The organism is Variovorax sp. 54 (assembly GCF_002754375.1).
GTDB lineage: Bacteria > Pseudomonadota > Gammaproteobacteria > Burkholderiales > Burkholderiaceae_C > Variovorax.
On the sequence record NZ_PEFF01000001.1, the window covers coordinates 3,049,890 to 3,069,417 of the forward strand.

A 19,528-nucleotide genomic window follows, 5' to 3' on the forward strand; every position below is an offset into this window, starting at 1 on the left:
ACAGACACCATGAGCCTCGAACGCACCCTGACCGTCCGCGTCGAACGCATCTCGCGCCAGACGCCGGAAATTTTGGCCTTCGAGCTGACGCATCCGTGGGGCCGCGCGCTGCCCGGCTACGAGGCCGGCGCGCACATCGACGTGCACATGCCCGGCGGCTTCTCGCGCCAGTACTCGCTGGCGCGCGCGCCGTCAGGCACCGGCTCTTACGTGATCGGCGTGAAGCGCGAGCACGCGAGCCGCGGCGGCTCGGCCTCGATGCACGAGCGCGTGCGCGAGGGCGACCTGATCGCGATCAGCGCACCGCGCAACACCTTCCCGCTGCGCGCCGAAGCCCGTCGCCACCTGCTGCTGGCCGGCGGCATCGGCATGACGCCGCTGCTGGCCATGGCGCAGGCGCTGGCCGCGCGCGGTGCCGACTTCACGCTGTGCGTGTTCGCGCGCAGCGAGGAGCACCTGGCCTTCGCCGAGGCACTGCACGCGCCCGCGCTGGCGCCGCACCTGAAGCTGCACCTGGACCAGGGCGACGCATCGCAGCGCATCGACCTGCGCGCCCTGCTGGCCGAACGCGCGCCCGACACGCACCTGTACGTCTGCGGCCCCGGCGGCTTCATGCAAGCGGTGCGCGAGGCCGCCGCGCACTGGCCCGAAGATGCGCTGCACACCGAGTACTTCGCCGCGCCCACCGGCACGGCCGCCGCCACCACGGGCCTGCCCTTCACGCTGAAGCTGGCGCGGCGCGGCATCGAGGTGCCGGTGGCAGCCGACCAGACCGCGGTTGACGCCTTGCACGAGGTCGGCATCGACATCCCCGTGTCGTGCCAGCAAGGCCTGTGCGGCACCTGCGTGGTCGAGGGCGACGGCGAAGGCGCCGAGCACCGCGACTTCTGCCTCACGGGCACCGAGCGGCGCACCAAGGTGGCACTGTGCTGCTCGCGCGCCAAGGGCCTCGACCTGGTGCTGCAGCTGTGAGCGTGACGGACACCGACAGCGAAGCACCCGCCACGCGCGGGCGTTCGCGCAAGTACACGCAGGTGCTGGGCCTCATCAACCAGGCCGCGATCGAGGTGTTCGCGAGCGAAGGCCTGGCCGGCGCGTCGACGCAGGCCATCGCCGACAAGGCCGGCCTGTCGAAGGCGCAGCTGCACTACTACATCGAGAGCAAGGAAGCGCTGTACCGGCAGGTGCTGCAGGACATCCTGACCGACTGGATCGTGGTGTTCGGCTTCAGCGACGAGGCCTTCGGCCCGCGCAAGGTGCTGGGCGATCTCATCCAGCGCAAGATGATGTTCTCGTTCGAGCACCCGCTGCGCTCGCGCATCTTCACCGCCGAGATGATGCGCGGCGCGCCCGTCATCAACAGCATGATGGACACGAGCAAGCAGCGCACCGACCAGGCCGCCGCCGTGATCCAGAACTGGATGAACCAGGGTCTGATGGACACAGCCGACCCGATGCTGGTGCTGTTCCACATCTGGGCCGTGACGCAGTTCTACGCCGACCACGCCACGCAGGCGGCCTACTACCGCAGCGCCGCGTCCCAGGGGGAAGACAAGGACCGCCGCTACCTGATCGAACAGGTGACGGAGTTTTTGCTCAAGGGCGCGGGCGTCAAGTAGCGCTGCGCAGGGGCAGGAACATGGTGGCTTCGACTTCCACCAGCACCTCGTCGCCCGGTAGAAAACGCGACACCTCGACCACCGTGCTCACCGGCGGCTCGCCCGGATAAAACAGGCCGCGCACGCGGTTGTAGAACGCGTAGTGCGGCAGGTGGCGGAAGTACTGCACCAGCTTCACCACGTCTTCCATGGTGCCGCCGTGCTCCGCCGCGATCTGGCGGATGCGCTCCAGCACGAACCAGCTCTGCGCCACGATGGGCGCCTCGAAGATGTCGACCGACATCTGGCCCGTGGCGTAGCCCACGCCCTGCAGCGCGGTGCGCGCTTCTTCGGGAATGGCGTCGTAGCCCGCCACCGCGCGGCGCGTGGCCGGGTCGACGGCGACCACGCCGCTCATGAAAACGAAATCGCCGACGCGCTTGGCGGCGGCATAGTTGGCCATCGGCTTGCCCATGCTCATGGTGTGTTCGGCTCCAGAAGTTGACCCGCGCGGTAGACGCTGCGCAGGCGGCCGCGCGGGCCGATGAGTTCGTGTTCGTCGGTGGCGGCCAGCACCACCAGGTCGGCCGGGCAGCCCGGCGCGATGCGGCCGTCCCACGCGAGCCCCAGCGCCTTCGCGGGGTTCACGGTGATGGTGTCGAGCCAGTCGGCGGCGGGCGCGAGGTGCGCCATCTGCACGCCCAGGCCGAAGGTCTCGAGCAGGTCGTAGCTGCCGTAGGGATAGAAGGCGTCCTGCACGTTGTCGGTGGCCAGGCTCGCGCGCAGGCCGTGCGCGGCGGCCTCGCGGATGCGCGTGATGCCGCGCGCCACGGGCGTGCGATCCCACGCGCCCTGCAGGTAGAGGTTGGTGGTCGGCAGCGCGACCAGGTGCAGCCCGGCACCGGCGCACAGCGTGAGTGTTTCGGCGGCCACCGCATCGTCCTGCACCGAGAGTGAGCAGGCGTGGCCGCAGACCACGCGGCCCTTGAAGTCGCGCGCGCGCACCAGCTGCGCAATGCTGCGCAGGCCGCTGGCGTCGGTGTCCAGGCCTTCGTCGACATGGAAGTCGAGCGTCAACCCGTGCTGCTGCGCGAGGTCGAACACGCGGCCCAGCTTGGGGACCAGGCCTTCGTTGCGGTAGACGAAAGCGCCCAGCGCTCCGCCCGCGCGCTTCACGTCGCGTGCGATGCGCTCGCCGGCCGCGAGGTCGGCGAACACGTCGAGCGGCACGAGGGCGACGAACTGCAGCGCGATGCGCCCGGCCCATTCTTCGCGCAGCGCCTCGAACACGGCCAGCGCGGCCGGCGGCTCGGGCTCGACCCAGTCCAGGTGCGTGCGCAGCGCGCGCGTGCCGGCGCGCCAGGCCTCGTGCAGCGCGCGCTCCATGCGCAGGCGCAGCGATGCACCGGTCCAGCTCGCGCGGTGGCGGCCCATGCGCTCGATGGCGGTGAACAGGTCGCCCTGCGCAGCGCCGACGTCCTGCACGGTGAAGTTCTTGTCGATGTGCGCGTGCGCCTCGACGAGCGCGCTCAGCAGCGTGCCGCGCGCTTGCGTCTGCGACGCGCTGGGCACGATGGACGCGATCTTGTCGCCGTCGATCGTGACGTCGAAGACCTGCGCATCGCCCGCTGCTGCAAAACCTCGCAGCGGCATCGGGATGCGCAGCGCTTCGAGCGTCGTCATGCGCGCTGGCGCCAGTCGCGCAGCCAGCCCAGGCCGGCCGAGGTGCCGCCGGGCTCCATGCCGCGGCGCGGGCGGTATTCGCAACCGACCCAGCCTTGCCAGCCGCATTGCGCTGCCACCTCGTCGATCACGCCGAAGAGGTAGTCGTAGTTCTGCTCGCCGACATCGGGCTCGTGGCGCTCGGGCACGCCCGCGATCTGCAGGTGGCCGACGCGGCCGGTCGGCAGGTACTGGCGCAGCTTCATCGCCACGTCGCCCTCGCCGATCTGGCAGTGGTACAGGTCCATCTGCACCTTGAGGTTGGCGGCACCGACGGTCTCGACGATCTGGTGCGCGTGGTCCTGCCGGTTGAGAAAGAAGCGCGGGATGTCGCGCGTGTTGATCGGCTCGATCAGCACATCGCGCCCGGCCTTCGCGGCCTCGGCCGCGGCCCAGCGCAGGTTCTCGACATAGACGGCTTGCGCCGCCTCGCGTGCGAGGCCTTCGGGCACCAGGCCGGCCATGACGTGGATGCGCGGGCAGTCGAGCGCCACGGCGTAGTCGATGGCCTTGGCAATGCCCTCGCGGAACTCGCCCTCGCGCCCCGGCAGGCAGGCCAGGCCGCGTTCGCCGCCGGCCCAGTCGCCGGGCGGACCGTTGAACAGCACCTGCTGCAGGCCGTTGTGCTTCAGGCGGGCAACGATCTCTTCTTTGCTGAAGTCGTAGGGAAAGAGGTACTCGACGGCCTGGAAGCCGTCTTTCGCGGCGGCGTCGAAGCGGTCGAGAAATGCGAGCTCCGGGTAGAGCATCGAGAGGTTGGCGGCGAATTGAGGCATGGGGTGTTTGTACTACCAGCGCGCACCGAAGGTGCGGCGCAGTTCATCGATCTGATCGGGGGCGAGCGGTGCGGGCCGGGTGGCCTGCGTGAGCATCTGCAGGCGTGCGGTTTCTTCCAGCTCTTCGAGCACGGCCATCGCGGCGGCCGGCGTCTCGTGCCAGACGTTGGGGCCCAGGCGCGCGAGCATCGCCGCGCGGATCGGCGTGCCGGCCGCGCCGTAGCGCGCGATGGTGTGTGCCACCTGCTCGGCCGCCTCGGGCGCGCCGGGGCGGTGGTACGGGATGACCGGCACATGGCCGACCTTCATCACGAAGTAGGGCGTGAGCGCGGGCAGCAGTTCGGCCTGCGGATTGCCCAAGGTCAGGGCGACGCAGTGCGTGCTGTGCGTGTGGATCACGCAGGCCGTGCCCGCATCGAACGCGCGCGCGGCGGCGTAGATGCGCGTGTGCAGCGCGATGGTCTTGCTGGCGCGGTCGCCGCCCGTCTGCTGGCCTTGTGCATCGAGCCGTGCGAGCCGCGCGGGGTCGAGAAAGCCCAGGCAGGCATCGGTCGGCGTGATGAGGAACCCGTCGTCCAGCCGCACGCTGATGTTGCCGGCCGTGGCATGCACGTAGCCGCGCTCGAACAGGCTGCGGCCGACGCGGCAGATTTCTTCTCTGGCTTGGGTTTCGGTCATGTCGGATGTCGATGCACGTTGTTCCGGTGTTGCTCCCTCTCCCGCTGGCGGGAGAGGGCTGGGGTGAGGGCTGCGAGCGATGGAAGGTGCGGTGCAAGTGCAAAGGCCGCGGGGCCCTCACCCTAACCCTCTCCCCCAGGGGGAGAGGGGACCACACGAACACAGCGCTATGCGAGCACTGTAAAAGCTTTGGTGAAGAAATCGTCGCTGCCGAAGTTGCCCGACTTCAGCGTGATGTGCAGCCCGGCTTCGGGCGCCGCGTCGGAACGCGCATGGCACCACGGCACGCCGGGGTCGATCTGCGGACCGATCTGCATCTGCGCGATGCCCAGCGCCTGCACGCAGGCGCCCGAGGTCTCACCGCCGGCCACCACCAGCTGGTGCACGCCGCGCTCGACCAGGCCGCGCGCGATGGCGGCGATGGTGCGTTCGACCATGGCGCCGGCCTCTTCCACGCCGAGCCGTCCCTGCACCGACTTCACGGCGCCGGCTTCGGCGGTCGAGTAGACGAGCACAGAACCCTTGTCGATCAGCGGTGCGGCCCAGGCCAGCACTTCGGCGGCCACGTCCACGCCCGCCGCGATGCGCAGCGGGTCGATGGCCATCGCCGCGCCGCCGCGCTGGATGAAGTCGAGCACCTGCCGGTTGGTGGCGAGCGAGCAGCTGCCCGACACCACCGCGGTCTTGCCGCCGGCCTTCGGCAAGGCGCTGGCCTGCGACGACGGCGCGAGGCCGAAGTTGGCCGGCAGGCCGATGGCCACGCCCGAGCCCGCCGTGAGCAGCGGCAGCTTCGCGAGCGCCGGGCCCATGCGCAGCAGGTCGTCGTTCGAGACCGCGTCGACGATGGCGATGGTCACGCCCTCGGCCTTCAATTGCGCGATGCGTTCTTCGATGGCCGCTGCGCCGCGTGCCACCACCGCGTGGTCGATGAGGCCCACCTTGCGCGTGCACTGCGCCTGCAGCACGCGCACGAGGTTCGGGTCGGTCATCGGCGTGAGCGGATGGTTCTGCATGCCGCTCTCGTTGAGCAGCACGTCGCCCGCGAACAGGTAGCCCTTGAACACGGTGCGCTTGTTGTCGGGGAAGGCGGGCGTGGCGATGGTGAAGTCGCAATGCAGCGCGTCCATCAGCGCCTCGGTCACGGGGCCGATGTTGCCCCTGACCTCGCCGGTGAAGGTGCTGTCGAAGGTGGAGCAGTACTTGAAGTAGATCTGCTGCGCGCCCTGCGCCTGCAGCCAGCGCAGCGCCTCGAGCGACTGCGCGATGGCCTCGGCCGGCGCGATGGTGCGCGACTTGAGCGCGACCACCACCGCATCGACGTCGGCATCGAGTGGCCCTTCGGGCACGCCGATGGTCTGCACCACGCGCATGCCGGCGCGCACGAGGTTGTTGGCCAGGTCGGTGGCGCCGGTGAAGTCGTCGGCGATGCAGCCGAGCACAAGCTTCGCCATCGCTCAGCCCTTCAGCGGCAGCGTGACCGCCTGTGCGTTCTCGCGCACGTAGTCGCGCAGGATGGCGTCGAAGCTGGCGTCGGCCTTCAGGCCCAGCGCCTCGGCGCGCGCGGCATGGATGCGGCTGGGCCAGCTGGTGACGATCTTCGCGATGGCGGTGTCGGGCTCCCAGTCGATGAGGGCGGTGGCCTCGGTGCCGGCGATGCGCTCGAGCGCCTGCGCCATCTCGCGCACGGTGGTGGTCAGCGCGGGCAGGTTGATCGCGGTGCGTGCGCCCCATTCGGCAGCGCCGGCGGTGGCCGCGCGCACGATGCCGGCGACGGTGTTGCCGGGCGAGGCCAGTGCGACCGGCGTCTCGGGCGCCACGGGGCAGCGTGCGCGCACGCCGGCCAGCGGCTCGCGCAGCATGCCGCTCAGGAAGCTGGAGGCCGCGCCGTTCGGGCGGCCCGGGCGCACCGACACCGTCATGAGCCGCACGTTGCGGCCCTGCACGAAGCCCTTGCGCGTGTAGTCGGCCACGAGCTGCTCGCCGATGAACTTCTGGATGCCGTAGCTGTTCTGCGGCGTGGGCAGCGTCGTGTCTTCGATCACCGCGGGCAGGCGCTGCTCGGGCGAATCGCCGAACACGGCGACGGAGCTGGAGAACACGAACACGGGCGCATGACCGGCGCTGCGGCAGGCGTCGAGCAGGGCGCGCGTGGTGTCGAGGTTGCTGCGCATGCCGAGGTCGAAGTCGGCCTCGCACTCGCCGCTCACGGCGGCGGCGAGGTGGAACACGGCGTCGGTGTCGGCCAGCGGCAGCGCGCCATTGGCGGCCTGTTCGTAGAGGTCGCCCTGCACGAACTGGATGCGCGCGTCGGCGGCGAGGTCGGCGGGCGGCGGCACACGGTCGGCGAGCGTGATGCGTGCGATGTCCTGGGGCTGGCCGCCGGCCAGTGCGAGCGGGCCGCCTGCGAGCAGGGTGCGGGCGAGGCGGGCGCCGAGGAAGCCGCAGCCGCCGGTGATGAGAACGTTCATGGTGTGTGTCTTTCCTGATCGGTGGAGCGCAACGCTCAATGCTATTTCTTCGATTCTTTCGCAGCAGGCAATTCGATGCCCGGGAAGATCTTGATGACCGCGCTGTCGTCTTCGCGCGCGAAGCCGGCCGTGGAGGCCTGCATGAACATCTGGTGCGCGGTGGACGACAGCGGCAGCGGAAACTTGCTGGCGCGCGCCACGTCGAGCACCAGGCCCAGGTCCTTCACGAAGATGTCGACGGCCGACAGCGGCGTGTAGTCGCCCGCGAGCACGTGGGCCATGCGGTTCTCGAACATCCAGCTGTTGCCGGCGCTGTGGGTGATGACCTCGTACAGCGCGTCGGGGTTCACGCCCTCGCGCAGGCCCAGTGCCATGGCTTCGGCCGCAGCGGCGATGTGCACGCCGGCCAGCAGCTGGTTGATGACCTTCACCTTGCTGCCCGCGCCGGCCGAATCGCCCAGGCGGTAGACCTTGGCGGCCATCGCGTCGAGCATGGCGCCGGCTTTCTCGTACGCCGCGGGCGTGCCGGCGGTCATCATCGTCATCTGGCCGCTCGCGGCCTTGGCGGCGCCGCCGGAGATCGGTGCGTCGAGGTACAGGATGCCCTGCTGTGCGAGGCGCGCTTCGAGCGCGACGGACCAGTTCGGGTCGACGGTGGAGCACATCACGAACAGGCTGCCGGGCTTCATCGACGCCGCGCAGCCGGGCGTGGTGCCGTCGCCGAACAGCACCGACTCGGTCTGCGCCGCGTTGACGACCACGCTGACCACGATGTCGCACTGCGCGCCGAGCGCAGCCAGCGTGTCGCAGGCCGTGCCGCCGTCGCGCGCGAAGGCTTCGGCGACGCCGGGGCGCACGTCGAACACATGCGGCGCATGGCCCGCGCGGCGCAGCGATTGCGCCATGCCGCTGCCCATGGCGCCCAGGCCCACGAGGCCGACGACGGGGGTGTTGGTGGAAGAAGAAGTCATGTCGTGCGTCCTTCGATCAACGGTTGACGAGTTGCTTGGGCGTGAGCCACACGCCGATGGCACCGAGCACCAGCGCGCCGGCCAGCACGTACATGCCGATCTGCGTGCTGCCCGTGAGGTCCTTCAGGTAGCCGATGAGGTACGGGCTCACGAAGCCCGCGAGGTTGCCCACCGAGTTGATGACCGCGATGCCCGCCGCCGCCGCCGTGCCCGAGAGGAAGGCGGTGGGCAGCGACCAGAACAGCGGCGCGCAGGTGAGCACGCCGGCGGCCGCGAGCGACAGGAAGGTCAGCGACACGACCGTGTTCTGCGTGTACGAGGCCGCGACCGTGAAGCCCACGGCGCCCATCATCGCGGGAATGATCAGGTGCCAGCGACGTTCGCGGCGCGCGTCGGCGCTGCGGCCGAAGAGGTTCATCGCGACGATCGCGCAGAGGAACGGAATGGCGCTCAGCAGGCCGATGTTGAAGTTGCCCTGCACGCCTGTGGCTTTCACCAGCGTCGGCAGCCAGAAGGTCAGCGCGTACTGGCCCATGACGAAGGCGAAGTAGATCAGCGCCATCCACCACACGCGCGCGTCGCGGAACATCGCGCCCACCGAGTGCGGGCCCTTGGCGCCGTGCGCCTGGTCACGCGCGACCTCGCGTTGCAGCAGCTGCTTTTCTTCAGGCGAGAGCCAGCGTGCGTGCTGGATGCCGTTGTCCAGGTAGAGCAGCACCATCACGCCCACCAGCACGGCGGGAATGGCTTCGATGATGAACATCCACTGCCAGCCGTGCATCGACGACACGCCGTGGAAGGCGTCCATGATCCAGCCCGACAGCGGGTTGCCGAAGATGCCCGCCACGGGAATCGCCGACATGAACACCGCGATGATCCGCGCGCGCCGGTGCGACGGGTACCAATGCGTCAGGTACAGGATCACGCCGGGGTAGAAGCCGGCCTCGGCCACGCCGAGCAGGAAGCGCAGGATGTAGAAGCTGGTCGGCGTTTCCACGAACACGAAGCAGGCCGACAGCAGGCCCCAGGTGATCATGATCCGCGCGATCCACACGCGGGCACCCACGCGGTTGAGCAGCAGGTTGCTCGGCACCTCGAACAGGAAGTAGCCCAGGAAGAAGATGCCGGCGCCCAGGCCGAACACGGTTTCGCTGAAACCGAGGTCCGCGCCCATCTGCAGCTTGGCGAAGCCGACGTTCACGCGGTCGAGGTACGCGACCACGTAGCAAAGCATCAGGAAGGGCACGAGGCGCCAGAACACCTTGGCGTAGGCGCGTTTCTCGAGCGCGGCATCGACGGGCAGGTCGGCCATGGCCGAAGGCGCGCCGGCCTGGAGGGTGGAAGTCATTGGGAGGGAGTCCGCTGGATGAAAAAACGGGGCCGTCCCGTCACCCTGCGGCGCGGTCGCCCCTTACTTGTCAGGTCATCATACAAATTTAAGACAAGCTCTCGGATACGGGATAACCCGCACATCCAGACCCCTTCAGAAAATTGTGAGCGTGGGCTTACTTGCCCTCTGGCCAGCCTTCGACCAGGGGTCGGGCGAGCTGGGCGCCTTCCTGCTGCCAGAAGGCCGGGTCGGCCTGCTCGATGCGGCGGATGGCGTTGTCCATGTGCGCCTTGGCGGCTTCGCGCGCGGCCAGCGGGTCGCCGGCGTCGATCGCCTCGACGATGCGCGCGTGCTCCTGCGCCACTTCGCGCACGAAGTCGGCACGGCGCGCCTCGTTGGCGCGCGTGACGCGGGTGGCGCCATGCAGGAACTGCCGCAGGTACTGCAGCGTGCCGATGAGGAACGGGTTGCGCGCGGCCTCGGCGATGGCGCGGTGAAAGCGCACGTCCTCGTCGGCCCCGTTGCCGCCCATCGACACCGCCGCCTGCAGCGCATCGATGGCGTCGCGGATGCGCAGCATGTCCTCGGGCGTGCGGCGCTCGGCCGCGAGCGCGGCCACCTCGGCCTCGAGCGCGCGGCGCAGCTCGACCATCTGCACCACCGCTTCGCGCGACGCGACATGCGGCATCTCGAAGCGCAAAGGCTCCACGCCGGCAGCGCGCACGAACATGCCGCTGCCCTGTCGCGAATCGACCAGCCCGAGCGACTTGAGCCGCGACACCGCCTCGCGCACCACGGTGCGGCTCACGCCGAACTGGGTGGCCAACGCGGTCTCGGTGGGCAGCCGGTCGCCTTCCGACAAGCGCCCGCTGCGCACCTCGGCCACGAGCGCATCCGCCACCTGGTCGGCCAGGCGGACGGCGGGAGCGAGGGACTGGAAACGGGGGGTCATGGGCGCGGGGAGGCGGTGGGGTCTGCGACTCTAACGCAGGCACCGCACCGTCACGCCGCATGGCCGCGTCTGCGCCTTCGCCTGTGTCAGAGGCCGAGCGCGTGGCGCGCAGCCCGCGCGATGCTCGCCGCGTCCACGCCGAAGAAGTCGCGCAGGGCGGCGCGCGTGTCGCTGCGACCGAAGCCGTCGGTGCCCAGCGTGAGGTAGCGGCGGCCTTCGGGCAGGAAGGCGCGCACGCTCTCGGGCAGGGCGCGCACATAGTCGGTGGCGGCGACGATCGGGGCCTTGCTGCTGCCCTTGCCGAGCTGCTGCGCGACGAAGGGCGTGCCGGCGTTCTTCTCGCCGGCCAGCGCGCGCTGCTCGCAGGCCTGGCCGTCGCGCGCCAGCTCGCTCCAGCTCGTGACGCTGAACACCTCGGCCTCGATGCCTTCGTCCGCCAGCTGCTGCGCGGCCTTGATGACCTCGGTAAGGATCGCGCCCGAGCCCAGCAGCGTGACGCTTTGCTTCGCCTTGCCCGATGCCGGTGCGTAGGTGCCGAAGCGGTAGCAGCCGCGCAGGATGTCGGCCTCGGCGCCGGCCGGCAGGTCGGGCTGCGCGTAGTTCTCGTTCATGAGCGTGACGTAATAGAACACGTCCTGCTGCTCGACCATCATCTCGCGGATGCCCGCGTCGACGATGACCGCCATCTCGCCCGCGAAGGCCGGGTCGTAGGCCTTGCAGTTCGGAATGGTCGCGGCCACGAGGTGGCTGCTGCCGTCCTGGTGCTGCAGGCCTTCGCCGCCGAGCGTGGTGCGGCCCGACGTGGCGCCCAGCAGAAAGCCGCGCGCGCGCTGGTCGGCCGCGGCCCAGATGGCGTCGCCCACGCGCTGGAAGCCGAACATCGAGTAGTAGATGTAGAACGGCAGCATCGCCAGGCCGTGCACGCTGTAGCTCGTGGCCGCGGCCGTCCAGCTCGCGATGGCGCCGGCTTCGCTGATGCCTTCTTCAAGGATCTGCCCGTCGGTGGCTTCGCGATAACTCAGCACCGAGCCGATGTCTTCCGGCGCATAGCGCTGGCCCACGCTCGAGTAGATGCCGACCTGCTTGAACAGGTTGGCCATGCCGAAGGTGCGCGCCTCGTCGGCCACGATGGGCACGATGCGCGGGCCCAGCGCCTTGTCCTTCATGAGGTTGCCCAGCATGCGCACGAAGGCCATGGTGGTGCTCATCTCCTTGCCCGCGGCGGCCGTGGCGAACTGCGCGTAGGCCGCGATGTCGGGCTTGGGCACGACGTCGCACGCGGTCTCGCGGCGCGGCATGGCACCGCCGAGCGCTTCGCGGTGCTGGCGCAGGTAGCGCATCTCGGCGCTGTCTTCGGCCGGGCGGTAGAAATCCATCGCGGTGGCCTGCGCGTCGGTGAGCGGCAGGTTGAAGCGGTCGCGGAACTCGATGAGGTCGACGTCGCCCATCTTCTTGTGCGAGTGCGTGGTCATCTTGCCCTGCGCGGCGCTGCCCATGCCGTAGCCCTTCTTGGTGTGGGCGAGGATCACGGTAGGCTGGCCCTTGTGCGCAGCCGCGGCGGCGTACGCGGCGTGAATCTTCACGAGGTCGTGGCCGCCGCGCTTCAGGCGGTCGATCTGCTCGTCGGTCATGCCTTCGGCCAGGCGCGCGAGCTCGGGGTTCTGGCCGAAGAAGTTGTCGCGGTTGAAGCGGCCGTCCTTGGCGGCGAAGGTCTGCATCTGGCCGTCGACGGTGTTCGCGAACACACGGGCCAGGGCGCCGCTCACGTCCTGCGCGAAGAGGCCGTCCCAGTCGCTGCCCCACACGAGCTTGACGACGTTCCATCCGGCGCCGGCGAAGAGCTTTTCGAGCTCGTCGATGATGCGGCCGTTGCCGCGCACCGGGCCATCGAGGCGCTGCAGGTTGCAGTTGACGACCCACACGAGGTTGTCGAGTTTTTCGCGCGCGGCGAGCGTCAACGCGCTCATCGATTCGGGCTCGTCCATCTCGCCGTCGCCGAACACGCCCCAGACCTTGCGGCCTTCGCAATTCAGCAGGTTGCGGTGCGTGAGGTAGCGCATGAAGCGCGCGTGATAGATCGAGCTGATCGGGCCGATGCCCATCGAGCCGGTGGGGAACTGCCAGAAGTCCGGCATCAGGTACGGGTGCGGGTAGCTGCACAGCCCGCGCGCGCCGCTGCCGTTCACGAACGCCGGCGCAGTGAGTTCCTGGCGGTAGTGGTTCAGGTCTTCTGCGCTCAGGCGCCCTTCGAGATACGCCCGCGCATACACGCCGGGCGCGCTGTGCGGCTGGAAGAACACCAAATCGCCGCGGTGCGCCGGGCTGCGCGCGTGAAAGAAGTGGTTGAAGCCGGTTTCGAACAGGTCGGCCGCGCTCGCATAGCTGGCGATGTGGCCGCCGAGTTCGCCGTACGCCTGGTTGGCCTTGGCCACCATCGCGAGCGCGTTCCAGCGCATGAGCGAGGCGAGCTTTTCCTCGACCGCAAGGTCACCCGGGAACGGCGGCTGGTCGGCCGCGGCGATGGTGTTGACGTACGGCGTGGCCAGCTCGGGCTGCCAGCCGATGCGCTGCTGCCGCGCCAGGCGTGCCAGCTCGGCCAGCATCTGGCGCGCGCGCTGCGGACCTTGCGTCTGCGCCAGCGCCAGGAAGGCGTCGCGCCACTCGGCGGTCTCTTCGGGGTCGGGGTCGTGCGACGGCGGCGTGTCGAGCAACAGGGCGCGCATCTGGTCGGCGGAGATCGGGGCGTTCATGCCAGCACTTTAAGCCGCCTTGCGGAAAATTAGCTACCGGCACCTTCGATTTCATGGCTATTCGCAAGCATAAAATGCCGCGATTCAAGAGCTTCACGGAATTTCATGGAACTCGATGCCATCGACCTGCGCATTCTCGACGAGCTGCAACGCGACGGCGCCCTGTCGAACGTCGAACTCGCGCGCCGCGTGCACCTGTCGCCGTCGCCCTGCCTGGCGCGCGTGAAGGTGCTGGAGACCAGCGGCGTGATCGATCGCTATGTGGCGCTGGCGAACGCCAAGGCGCTGGGCCTGGGGCTCAACGTGTTCATCTCGATCAGCCTGACGACGCAGAGCAAGCAGTCGCTGGCCGACTTCGAGCAGCGCATCGCCGAGCACGACGAGGTGATGGAGTGCTACCTGATGACCGGCGACAGCGACTACCTGATCCGCATCGCCGTGGCCGACATGGCGGCGCTGGAGCGCTTCATCATGGAACAGCTGACGCCGATTCCGGGGATCGAGAAGATCCGCTCGAGCTTTGCGCTCAAGCAGGTCAGATACAAAACGGCGCTGCCGTTGCCGACAGCGCCGTCTTGAGGGCCAAGCCTCGAAGGCTTACTTCGCCAGCTTGATCTGGATCGGGTCGGCCGTGAGGTAGCCGACGGCGGCGGCGTAGCGGTCCTTGTAGTTGGCACGCACCAGCGGGTCGAGCGTGGTGTAGACCTTGCCATGCAGGCCATCGGCAGGCGTCTTCGAAGGGCCCGTGCCCCAGTCACCCGCGTGCTGGAAGTTGCTCATGATGTAGGTCCAGCCGTTGATCTCGTCCACGGCATGCAGGCCGGTCGATTCGCCACCCGCGGGAATCGACATGAGGCGCGAGAGCTTCTTGGTGTCGATGTTGTAGGCCCACAGGAAGTTGTTGACGTGGCTGCTGCTGTCCTCGCCGATGAACAGCGTGCGCAGCTTTTCCGAGAACTTGAGGTTGTCGGGATTGCCGATCTTGTCGGGGCTGGAGGTGTTGCCCAGTGCGTCGGGCGTGGTGAGGTCTTCGCCGACGATCAGTGCGCGGGTCTGCGTGGGCACCCAGTCGCTGTTGATGGACTTGCCGTCGGCGTCCTTCTGGCCGCCCACAAGGTTGTGCGCCATCACGCCACCGGCGCTGAGCTTCTTGGGCAGCGCGATGTTGTTGGCCGCCGACCAGCCCTTGCCTTTTTCGACCATCGAGTCCTGGATGTTCTGCAGCGCGGAGTAGGCCACCTTGTCCTTGATGTTGACGGTGGTGCCTTCCATCTTGGTGAAGGCCATGCTGGCGCCCTTCACGTTGGCGTAGCGGTGGGTTTCCAGGAAAGCCGCGGCCTTTTCCATGCCGGGCTTCACGCGGCCCCAGCTGGCCTTGCCGTCCAGGTACATGGCGGTGTACGTGGGGTCGACCGGATCGGTGGTGGTCACATCCATGATGTCCGTGGCCTTGAGCGTATTGGCCAGTGCCTCGATCTCGGCGCTGGTGGCATGGCCCAGGTTGATCCACGTCATCTTGGTGGCGGCTGCTGCGGGGTCAATCGAGTAGCCGGCTTCGTAGCGGGCCACGTAGAGCGTGCCGGCCGACAGGTCTTTTTCCTTGTCGGCAACGAACATGAAGAAGCCGCCGTTGGTGTAGTCGTCGCCCATGATGGCGGTGCGGTTGTCGGGCATGACCTGGATCAGCTCGTGCGAGATGCGGCCCATGCAGTAGTGCTTCTTCACGCTGCCGGTGCCGTCGGGGTTCACGGTGACCTCGGGCAGGTGGCCGTAGTGGTACGGGTTGGCCTTGGTCTCGTCGCCGAACACGTTCTTGCTGTAGGCCTTGAACATGTCAGTGCCGGCGGCGGTGGTCGCGTCAGGCTCGTACTCTTCGCTGGACAGGTGGGTGTTCCACGGCGACAGGCTGGCGCCGCAGGTGATCCACAGGCCGTGGGCGCTCGACATGTCGACGTTGTGGTACTTGACCAGGCTCAGCTTGCCGGTGGTCTGGTCCTGGTCGAGCGTGAGCACCGCGATGGGCGACGGCAGCGTGCCGTAGGTGCCTTCGCCCTTCAGGTTGCGCGTGGTGTATTCGAACTGGACCACGGCGAACACGGCCTTGCCCTTGATGCCGGGCACGTTGGCGTTGGGCAGCGCGATCAGCGAGGTGCCGTCCGGGCTGTCCGAGAAGAACTGGCGTTCCTTGCCCACCACCGACGCATCGATGATCGGCTGGTTCTTGATGTCGACATAGCCGCCCGCGAGGATCTTGCCGCCCTTGCCGTCCGGCACCATGTCGCCGGTCAGGAAGAAGGGCTGGTAGGCCAGGCGGTACTCGGTGGAGCTGCCGTTGTCGAACGACACCTTGAGCGTGGAGTTCACGGTGTTCGTGGCCATGGCGGCGGGAACGTCCAGCGTGGGCGCGGCCATGCCGTTGAATTCGGCCGACACGAACTGGGCTGCCGGTGCGGGCGCAGGCGCAGGCGCCGGCGGCGGCACCACGAAGGGCGGGAAGGCCTGGCCACCGCCGCCACCACCACCGCAGGCGGTGAGGAAGGCGACACCGCCCAGCGGGAGCATCGGGGCGGCGCCCAGCAGTTTCAGGGCGTGACGGCGGGAGGCGGCGGGCGCCTTGACGTGATCAGTCATTTTGTTTTCCAGGGATCGTGGGGTGGGTCGGCATGAGGCCTAAAGTCGGCCTCTGTCAGGCCGCAGACCTTAAAAGGCGCCCATGACGAAGGCGTGCATCGCGCATGACAGAACGATGACGGTCGCCCCGACAACACCCCGACAACGCCCCGGTCGGCGGCATGCAAAACGGCGCGGGATCACCGCGCCGTTGTGTCGTTCAAGCCGCCGAGGGCTTCAAGGCGCCGGCAACTGCCTCGGCCACAGCGCCCACAGCCGCAGCGGCTGGTTCACGCTCGCGGCGAGCCGGCCGGCCTCGGCACCGGTGCCGGCGAAGTAGTCGGCGCGCACGGCGCCCAGGATGGCGCTGCCCGTGTCCTGCGCCACCACCAGCTTCTGCAACTGCGCGGTCGGGCCGCTCGATGCGAGCCAGACCGGCGTGCCGTAGGGAATGCTCTCGCGGTCGACCGCGATGGAGCGCCCGGCCGTGAGCGGCACGCCCTGCGCACCGCGCGGGCCGAAGGCGGCGTCGAGCTCGCTCAGGGTCTCTTCGCGGAAGAACACGTAGCGCGGGTTGCTCCACAGCAGCTGCGACACGCGCTGCGGGTTCTGCGCAACCCAGGCCTTGGTGTCGTCGGGCCACTTGCCGACCTTGGCGACGCCCTGGCTCATGAGCCATTGCTGCACGCTGCGGTACGGCTGCTCGTTGGTGGCCGCGTAGGCCACGCGCACGGTGTGCTGGTAGCCGTTGGCCTCGGTGATGCGCAACCGGCCCGAGCCCTGGATGTGCAGCATGAGCGCATCGATGGGGTCGGCCATCCAGGCGATCTCGCGACCGCGCAGCGCGGCCTGGGCCTCGGGCAGGGTCTCGATTTCCTGGCGCGTGAACCAGGGGCGCTTGGGCACGAGGCCGTCGGGCGCCTGGTACAGCGGCACGCTGAAGCCGGCCGAGGGCACGCGCGAGGCTTCGTACACGGGCTCGTAGTAGCTCGTGAGCTTGCCTTCGCTCTGGCCCGCGAGCGACTCGACGCGGTAGGGCTGCAGCCGGTCGGTCATCCAGCGGCGCTGCTCTTCGGGCGTGGCGATGGCGAGCTGGCGCACCTCGCGGCACAGCGGCGCGAAGGCGGCGTTGGGGCGTGCGCAGTTGGCCAGCAGCGCGATCCACGCTTCATGCAAAGGGTCTTCGCTGAAGCCCGGCAGTTCGGACCAGCCCACGGGCACCCAGCGGCTTTTCGGATGCGCGAGCGATCCGGTCAGCGGACCGAGGTCGCGCGGCGGGGTGACGGTGGGTCGGGTGGGGGTGTCGGGGGCGCGGGGGCCGAGGGAACAGCCGGCGAGCGTTGCTACGATCGCAAGCCCCACCAGCCACTGGAGTCCATTTCTCATGGGTTTGATTCTGCTTGAAGCCCTCGCCGCGGGACTCGTCCTGATCTTGATCATCTGGTGGACCATGTTTTCCGGGCGCAACAAGGGTGAACTGCATGACGAGCCCGACGCTGATGCCGAGAGCTCGGATCGCGATCCCCCGCCCAAAGTGTGAATTGCTCGTGTAGCCGCACGGCGCGCCCCGCTGTCGGACAAGCACCCTATTGCTACAACTTTAGTAGCAATCATCGCAGCATTCACGGGCGATGGCGAAAGTTTTCTTATTTTCCGTAGGGCTTTGAGCACGTACCATCGCATACCCGTCGAGGGCTAAGCTGTGGCCCGTTTGATTCAACCTGGAAAGGCATCGCCATGAAAAAGTTCGTTCTTGCAACCACCGCAGCTGCCCTCGTCCTGTCCGGCTGCGCCGGCGGAATGACCGACACCCAGCGCAACACCGGCATCGGTGCCGGCATCGGTGCCCTCGGCGGCGCCGCCATCGGCTCGGCCACCGGCGGCAACCGCGGTGCCATCGGCACGGGCGCCGTGGTCGGCGCGGCAGCCGGCGCGCTCGGCGGCTACCTGTGGTCGCAGCGCATGGAAAACCAGAAGCGCCAGATGGAAGCCGCCACGCAGGGCACCGGCGTGGCCGTGACGCAGACGGCCAACAACGAGCTGAAGCTCGCCATTCCGAGCGACGTGTCGTTCGACGTGGGCCGCTCCAACATCAAGTCGAACTTCGCGCCCGTGCTCGACCAGTTCGCCAACGGCCTGCGCAACAACCCGAACGCCGAGGTGCGCATCATTGGCCACACCGACAGCACCGGCTCCGACGCCATCAACAACCCGCTGTCGGTGGACCGCGCCGCCAGCACGCGCGACTACCTGGTGGCACGCGGCGTGAGCGCTGCGGCCTTCCGTATCGAAGGCCGCGGCTCGCATGAGCCGGTGGCCGACAACAACAGCGACGCCGGCCGGGCACAGAACCGCCGCGTCGAGATCTACGTGGGCGAGCGCGCACAGCGCGGCTGATCGCAGCCCCAACGGGAAACCGGCCGCGTCATCGAACGGCCGGTTCCCGCTTCAGTTTTCATTGGTTCAATCAGAGGGAAAATTCATGAGGAAGTTTGTTGTGTCGAGCGCGGCCATGGCCGCTGTGTTGTTCATCGCGGGTTGCGCATCGTCGACCCCGCCGGCCGAAGCACCGGCCGCACAGCAGGCCGCACCGGCCAACAGCTGGACCGCCCGCCTGGACGCGCTGAAGGCCGAGCTCGAAAGCTCCACCAAGGGCACGGGCACGGTGATCGAGCAGACCGCCGACAACCAGCTTCACGTCGTGATTCCGAATGAACTCTCGTTCGACACGGGCCGCGCCAACGTCAAGCGCAATCTGGCGCAGGTGCTCGACAAGGTCGCCGAAGGCCTGAAGAGCGCCACCACCGCCAGCCTGCGCGTGGTCGGCCACACCGACAGCACGGGCAGCGAAGAAGGCAACGAGCGCCTCTCGGTGAGCCGCGCCGACAGCGTGCGCAACCACCTCGTGGGCCGCGGCGTGTCGACCACCGTGATCACCACCGACGGCCGCGGCTCGCGCGAGCCGCTGGCGGACAACGGCACGGCCGCCGGCCGCGCGCAGAACCGCCGCGTCGAAATCTTCGTCGCCGAGAAAATCTGACCTTCTAAAGGTCCCGGAGGCGGTTCGCCAGCTCGACCGCCGACTTCACTTCCATCTTCTCGAACACGCGCGCCCGGTGGACCTCCACCGTGCGCACGCTGATCGCGAGCTGGTCGGCGATGAGCTTGTTCGGCAGGCCCTCGACCACGAGCCGCATCACGTCGCGCTCGCGGTCGGTCAGCTCGGCGATGCGGCCGGCCAGGCCGCGGCGCACGCGCTGCACTTCGAGGGCGCGCTGCGACATGCCCAGCGCCTGTTCGATGCGGTCGACCAGTGCGTTGTCCGAGAACGGCTTCTCGCAGAAATCGAAAGCCCCGCGCTTGACCGCCTCGACGGCGGTCGGCACGTCGGCATGGCCGGTCAGGAAGATCACCGGCATCTCGGCCAGCAGGCCACGTTCGGCCAGCCGGTCGAACAGCACCAACCCACTCATCCCAGGCATGCGCACGTCCAGCAGCAGGCAGCGCGGCTGGTCGGGCAGCGGCGCCTCGGTGAGGTATTGCTCGAAGGCCTCGGCGCTGCCGAAGTGTTCGCTGGCCAGGCGGCGCGAACGCAGCAGCCAGGCCAGCGCCTCGCGCACGCTGGCGTCGTCGTCCACGATAAAGATCAAGCCATCGATCAGCGGTTGCATGC

Annotated in this window: 19 protein-coding genes; 6 read left to right on the forward strand and 13 right to left on the reverse strand. The window is 68.7% G+C overall.

All coding sequences use genetic code 11. The features are described 5' to 3' along the window. Window positions 1–9 precede the first annotated feature (9 nt). Both CLU95_RS14135 and CLU95_RS14140 read left to right on the forward strand, forming a co-directional pair. The gene (locus tag CLU95_RS14135) at window positions 10–972 is read left to right on the forward strand and encodes a PDR/VanB family oxidoreductase (protein ID WP_099794041.1); all 963 of its coding nucleotides are present in this window, start codon (window positions 10–12) and stop codon (window positions 970–972) included. Next, the gene (locus tag CLU95_RS14140; RefSeq protein ID WP_099794043.1) at window positions 969–1,619 is read left to right on the forward strand and encodes a TetR family transcriptional regulator C-terminal domain-containing protein; all 651 of its coding nucleotides are present in this window, start codon (window positions 969–971) and stop codon (window positions 1,617–1,619) included. Before CLU95_RS14135 ends, CLU95_RS14140 begins: the two co-directional genes overlap by 4 nt. Here CLU95_RS14140 and CLU95_RS14145 read toward each other — a convergent pair. The 10 genes from CLU95_RS14145 to mdeB form a co-directional block, all read right to left on the reverse strand. After that, on the reverse strand, window positions 1,612–2,079 hold the full coding sequence (locus tag CLU95_RS14145; RefSeq protein WP_099794045.1) for a RidA family protein: 468 nt from the start codon (window positions 2,077–2,079) through the stop codon (window positions 1,612–1,614). The two genes, CLU95_RS14140 and CLU95_RS14145, sit on opposite strands and share 8 nt — an antisense overlap. After that, complete coding sequence (locus CLU95_RS14150; RefSeq protein ID WP_099794046.1) at window positions 2,076–3,281, reverse strand: amidohydrolase family protein; 1,206 nt, start codon at window positions 3,279–3,281, stop codon at window positions 2,076–2,078. The genes CLU95_RS14145 and CLU95_RS14150 overlap by 4 nt, the downstream gene beginning before the upstream one ends. Further along, window positions 3,278–4,096, reverse strand: a complete 819-nt coding sequence (gene otnI / locus CLU95_RS14155; RefSeq protein ID WP_099794048.1) for a 2-oxo-tetronate isomerase — start codon at window positions 4,094–4,096, stop codon at window positions 3,278–3,280. Before otnI ends, CLU95_RS14150 begins: the two co-directional genes overlap by 4 nt. Window positions 4,097–4,108: 12 nt before the next feature. Next, window positions 4,109–4,774 carry a class II aldolase/adducin family protein gene (locus CLU95_RS14160; protein WP_099794050.1) on the reverse strand — a complete coding sequence of 222 codons (666 nt, stop codon included), beginning with the start codon at window positions 4,772–4,774 and terminating at the stop codon, window positions 4,109–4,111. A 167-nt stretch (window positions 4,775–4,941) separates the two neighbouring features. Beyond that, entirely contained in the window at window positions 4,942–6,225 is a 1,284-nt protein-coding gene (gene otnK, locus CLU95_RS14165; protein WP_099794052.1) for a 3-oxo-tetronate kinase, read from the reverse strand. 3 nt (window positions 6,226–6,228) lie between these two features. Further along, entirely contained in the window at window positions 6,229–7,242 is a 1,014-nt protein-coding gene (gene denD, locus CLU95_RS14170) for a D-erythronate dehydrogenase (protein WP_099794054.1), read from the reverse strand. Window positions 7,243–7,283: 41 nt separating this feature from the next. Continuing rightward, window positions 7,284–8,213, reverse strand: a complete 930-nt coding sequence (gene ltnD, locus CLU95_RS14175) for an L-threonate dehydrogenase (RefSeq protein ID WP_099794056.1) — start codon at window positions 8,211–8,213, stop codon at window positions 7,284–7,286. Between the two features lie 16 nt (window positions 8,214–8,229). Beyond that, the gene (locus CLU95_RS14180) at window positions 8,230–9,561 is read right to left on the reverse strand and encodes an MFS transporter (protein ID WP_099794058.1); all 1,332 of its coding nucleotides are present in this window, start codon (window positions 9,559–9,561) and stop codon (window positions 8,230–8,232) included. A gap of 157 nt (window positions 9,562–9,718) precedes the next feature. Then, window positions 9,719–10,495 (reverse strand): FadR/GntR family transcriptional regulator, encoded by a 777-nt coding sequence (locus tag CLU95_RS14185; RefSeq protein WP_099794059.1) that lies wholly within the window; start codon window positions 10,493–10,495, stop codon window positions 9,719–9,721. 86 nt (window positions 10,496–10,581) lie between these two features. Next, window positions 10,582–13,245 carry an alpha-ketoglutarate dehydrogenase gene (gene mdeB / locus CLU95_RS14190; protein ID WP_099794061.1) on the reverse strand — a complete coding sequence of 888 codons (2,664 nt, stop codon included), beginning with the start codon at window positions 13,243–13,245 and terminating at the stop codon, window positions 10,582–10,584. A 105-nt stretch (window positions 13,246–13,350) separates the two neighbouring features. On the opposite strand from mdeB, the gene CLU95_RS14195 reads away from it, so the two are divergent. Beyond that, window positions 13,351–13,824, forward strand: coding sequence for an Lrp/AsnC family transcriptional regulator (locus tag CLU95_RS14195; RefSeq protein ID WP_099794063.1), 474 nt, complete (start codon window positions 13,351–13,353; stop codon window positions 13,822–13,824). Window positions 13,825–13,842: 18 nt separating this feature from the next. Here CLU95_RS14195 and CLU95_RS14200 read toward each other — a convergent pair whose 3' ends face one another. Both CLU95_RS14200 and mltA read right to left on the reverse strand, forming a co-directional pair. Next, entirely contained in the window at window positions 13,843–15,876 is a 2,034-nt protein-coding gene (locus tag CLU95_RS14200) for a PhoX family protein (protein WP_099794065.1), read from the reverse strand. A gap of 216 nt (window positions 15,877–16,092) precedes the next feature. Further along, window positions 16,093–17,241: a murein transglycosylase A gene (gene mltA, locus CLU95_RS14205; RefSeq protein ID WP_099794067.1), complete on the reverse strand. Its 1,149-nt coding sequence runs from the start codon at window positions 17,239–17,241 to the stop codon at window positions 16,093–16,095. On the opposite strand from mltA, the gene CLU95_RS30890 reads away from it, so the two are divergent. The 3 genes from CLU95_RS30890 to CLU95_RS14215 all read left to right on the forward strand — a co-directional run bounded on the left by CLU95_RS30890 (window position 17,240) and on the right by CLU95_RS14215 (window position 18,895). After that, window positions 17,240–17,395, forward strand: a complete 156-nt coding sequence (locus CLU95_RS30890) for a hypothetical protein (RefSeq protein WP_180288602.1) — start codon at window positions 17,240–17,242, stop codon at window positions 17,393–17,395. The two genes, mltA and CLU95_RS30890, sit on opposite strands and share 2 nt — an antisense overlap. Window positions 17,396–17,592: 197 nt before the next feature. Beyond that, complete coding sequence (locus tag CLU95_RS14210) at window positions 17,593–18,252, forward strand: OmpA family protein (protein WP_062480790.1); 660 nt, start codon at window positions 17,593–17,595, stop codon at window positions 18,250–18,252. An 85-nt stretch (window positions 18,253–18,337) separates the two neighbouring features. Continuing rightward, entirely contained in the window at window positions 18,338–18,895 is a 558-nt protein-coding gene (locus CLU95_RS14215) for an OmpA family protein (RefSeq protein ID WP_099794069.1), read from the forward strand. Between the two features lie 4 nt (window positions 18,896–18,899). Here the strand turns inward: CLU95_RS14215 and CLU95_RS14220 are convergent, their stop codons facing one another. Next, a complete protein-coding gene (locus CLU95_RS14220) occupies window positions 18,900–19,526 on the reverse strand; it encodes a response regulator transcription factor (protein ID WP_099794071.1) in 627 nt (208 codons plus the stop codon). Between the last annotated feature and the right edge of the window lie 2 nt (window positions 19,527–19,528).

Bases quoted from the DNA above. Each gene is read 5' to 3' on its own strand.
- CLU95_RS14210 (WP_062480790.1), top strand. From the start codon at position 17,593: ATGAAAAAGTTCGTTCTTGCAACCACCGCAGCTGCCCTCGTCCTGTCC.
- denD (WP_099794054.1), bottom strand. From the start codon at position 7,242: ATGAACGTTCTCATCACCGGCGGCTGCGGCTTCCTCGGCGCCCGCCTC.
- otnK (WP_099794052.1), bottom strand. From the start codon at position 6,225: ATGGCGAAGCTTGTGCTCGGCTGCATCGCCGACGACTTCACCGGCGCC.
- CLU95_RS14200 (WP_099794065.1), bottom strand. From the start codon at position 15,876: ATGACTGATCACGTCAAGGCGCCCGCCGCCTCCCGCCGTCACGCCCTG.
- ltnD (WP_099794056.1), bottom strand. From the start codon at position 8,213: ATGACTTCTTCTTCCACCAACACCCCCGTCGTCGGCCTCGTGGGCCTG.
- CLU95_RS14150 (WP_099794046.1), bottom strand. From the start codon at position 3,281: ATGACGACGCTCGAAGCGCTGCGCATCCCGATGCCGCTGCGAGGTTTT.
- CLU95_RS14220 (WP_099794071.1), bottom strand. From the start codon at position 19,526: ATGCAACCGCTGATCGATGGCTTGATCTTTATCGTGGACGACGACGCC.
- otnI (WP_099794048.1), bottom strand. From the start codon at position 4,096: ATGCCTCAATTCGCCGCCAACCTCTCGATGCTCTACCCGGAGCTCGCA.
- mltA (WP_099794067.1), bottom strand. From the start codon at position 17,241: ATGAGAAATGGACTCCAGTGGCTGGTGGGGCTTGCGATCGTAGCAACG.
- CLU95_RS14160 (WP_099794050.1), bottom strand. From the start codon at position 4,774: ATGACCGAAACCCAAGCCAGAGAAGAAATCTGCCGCGTCGGCCGCAGC.
- CLU95_RS14215 (WP_099794069.1), top strand. From the start codon at position 18,338: ATGAGGAAGTTTGTTGTGTCGAGCGCGGCCATGGCCGCTGTGTTGTTC.
- CLU95_RS30890 (WP_180288602.1), top strand. From the start codon at position 17,240: ATGGGTTTGATTCTGCTTGAAGCCCTCGCCGCGGGACTCGTCCTGATC.
- CLU95_RS14195 (WP_099794063.1), top strand. From the start codon at position 13,351: ATGGAACTCGATGCCATCGACCTGCGCATTCTCGACGAGCTGCAACGC.
- mdeB (WP_099794061.1), bottom strand. From the start codon at position 13,245: ATGAACGCCCCGATCTCCGCCGACCAGATGCGCGCCCTGTTGCTCGAC.
- CLU95_RS14145 (WP_099794045.1), bottom strand. From the start codon at position 2,079: ATGAGCATGGGCAAGCCGATGGCCAACTATGCCGCCGCCAAGCGCGTC.
- CLU95_RS14180 (WP_099794058.1), bottom strand. From the start codon at position 9,561: ATGACTTCCACCCTCCAGGCCGGCGCGCCTTCGGCCATGGCCGACCTG.
- CLU95_RS14135 (WP_099794041.1), top strand. From the start codon at position 10: ATGAGCCTCGAACGCACCCTGACCGTCCGCGTCGAACGCATCTCGCGC.
- CLU95_RS14185 (WP_099794059.1), bottom strand. From the start codon at position 10,495: ATGACCCCCCGTTTCCAGTCCCTCGCTCCCGCCGTCCGCCTGGCCGAC.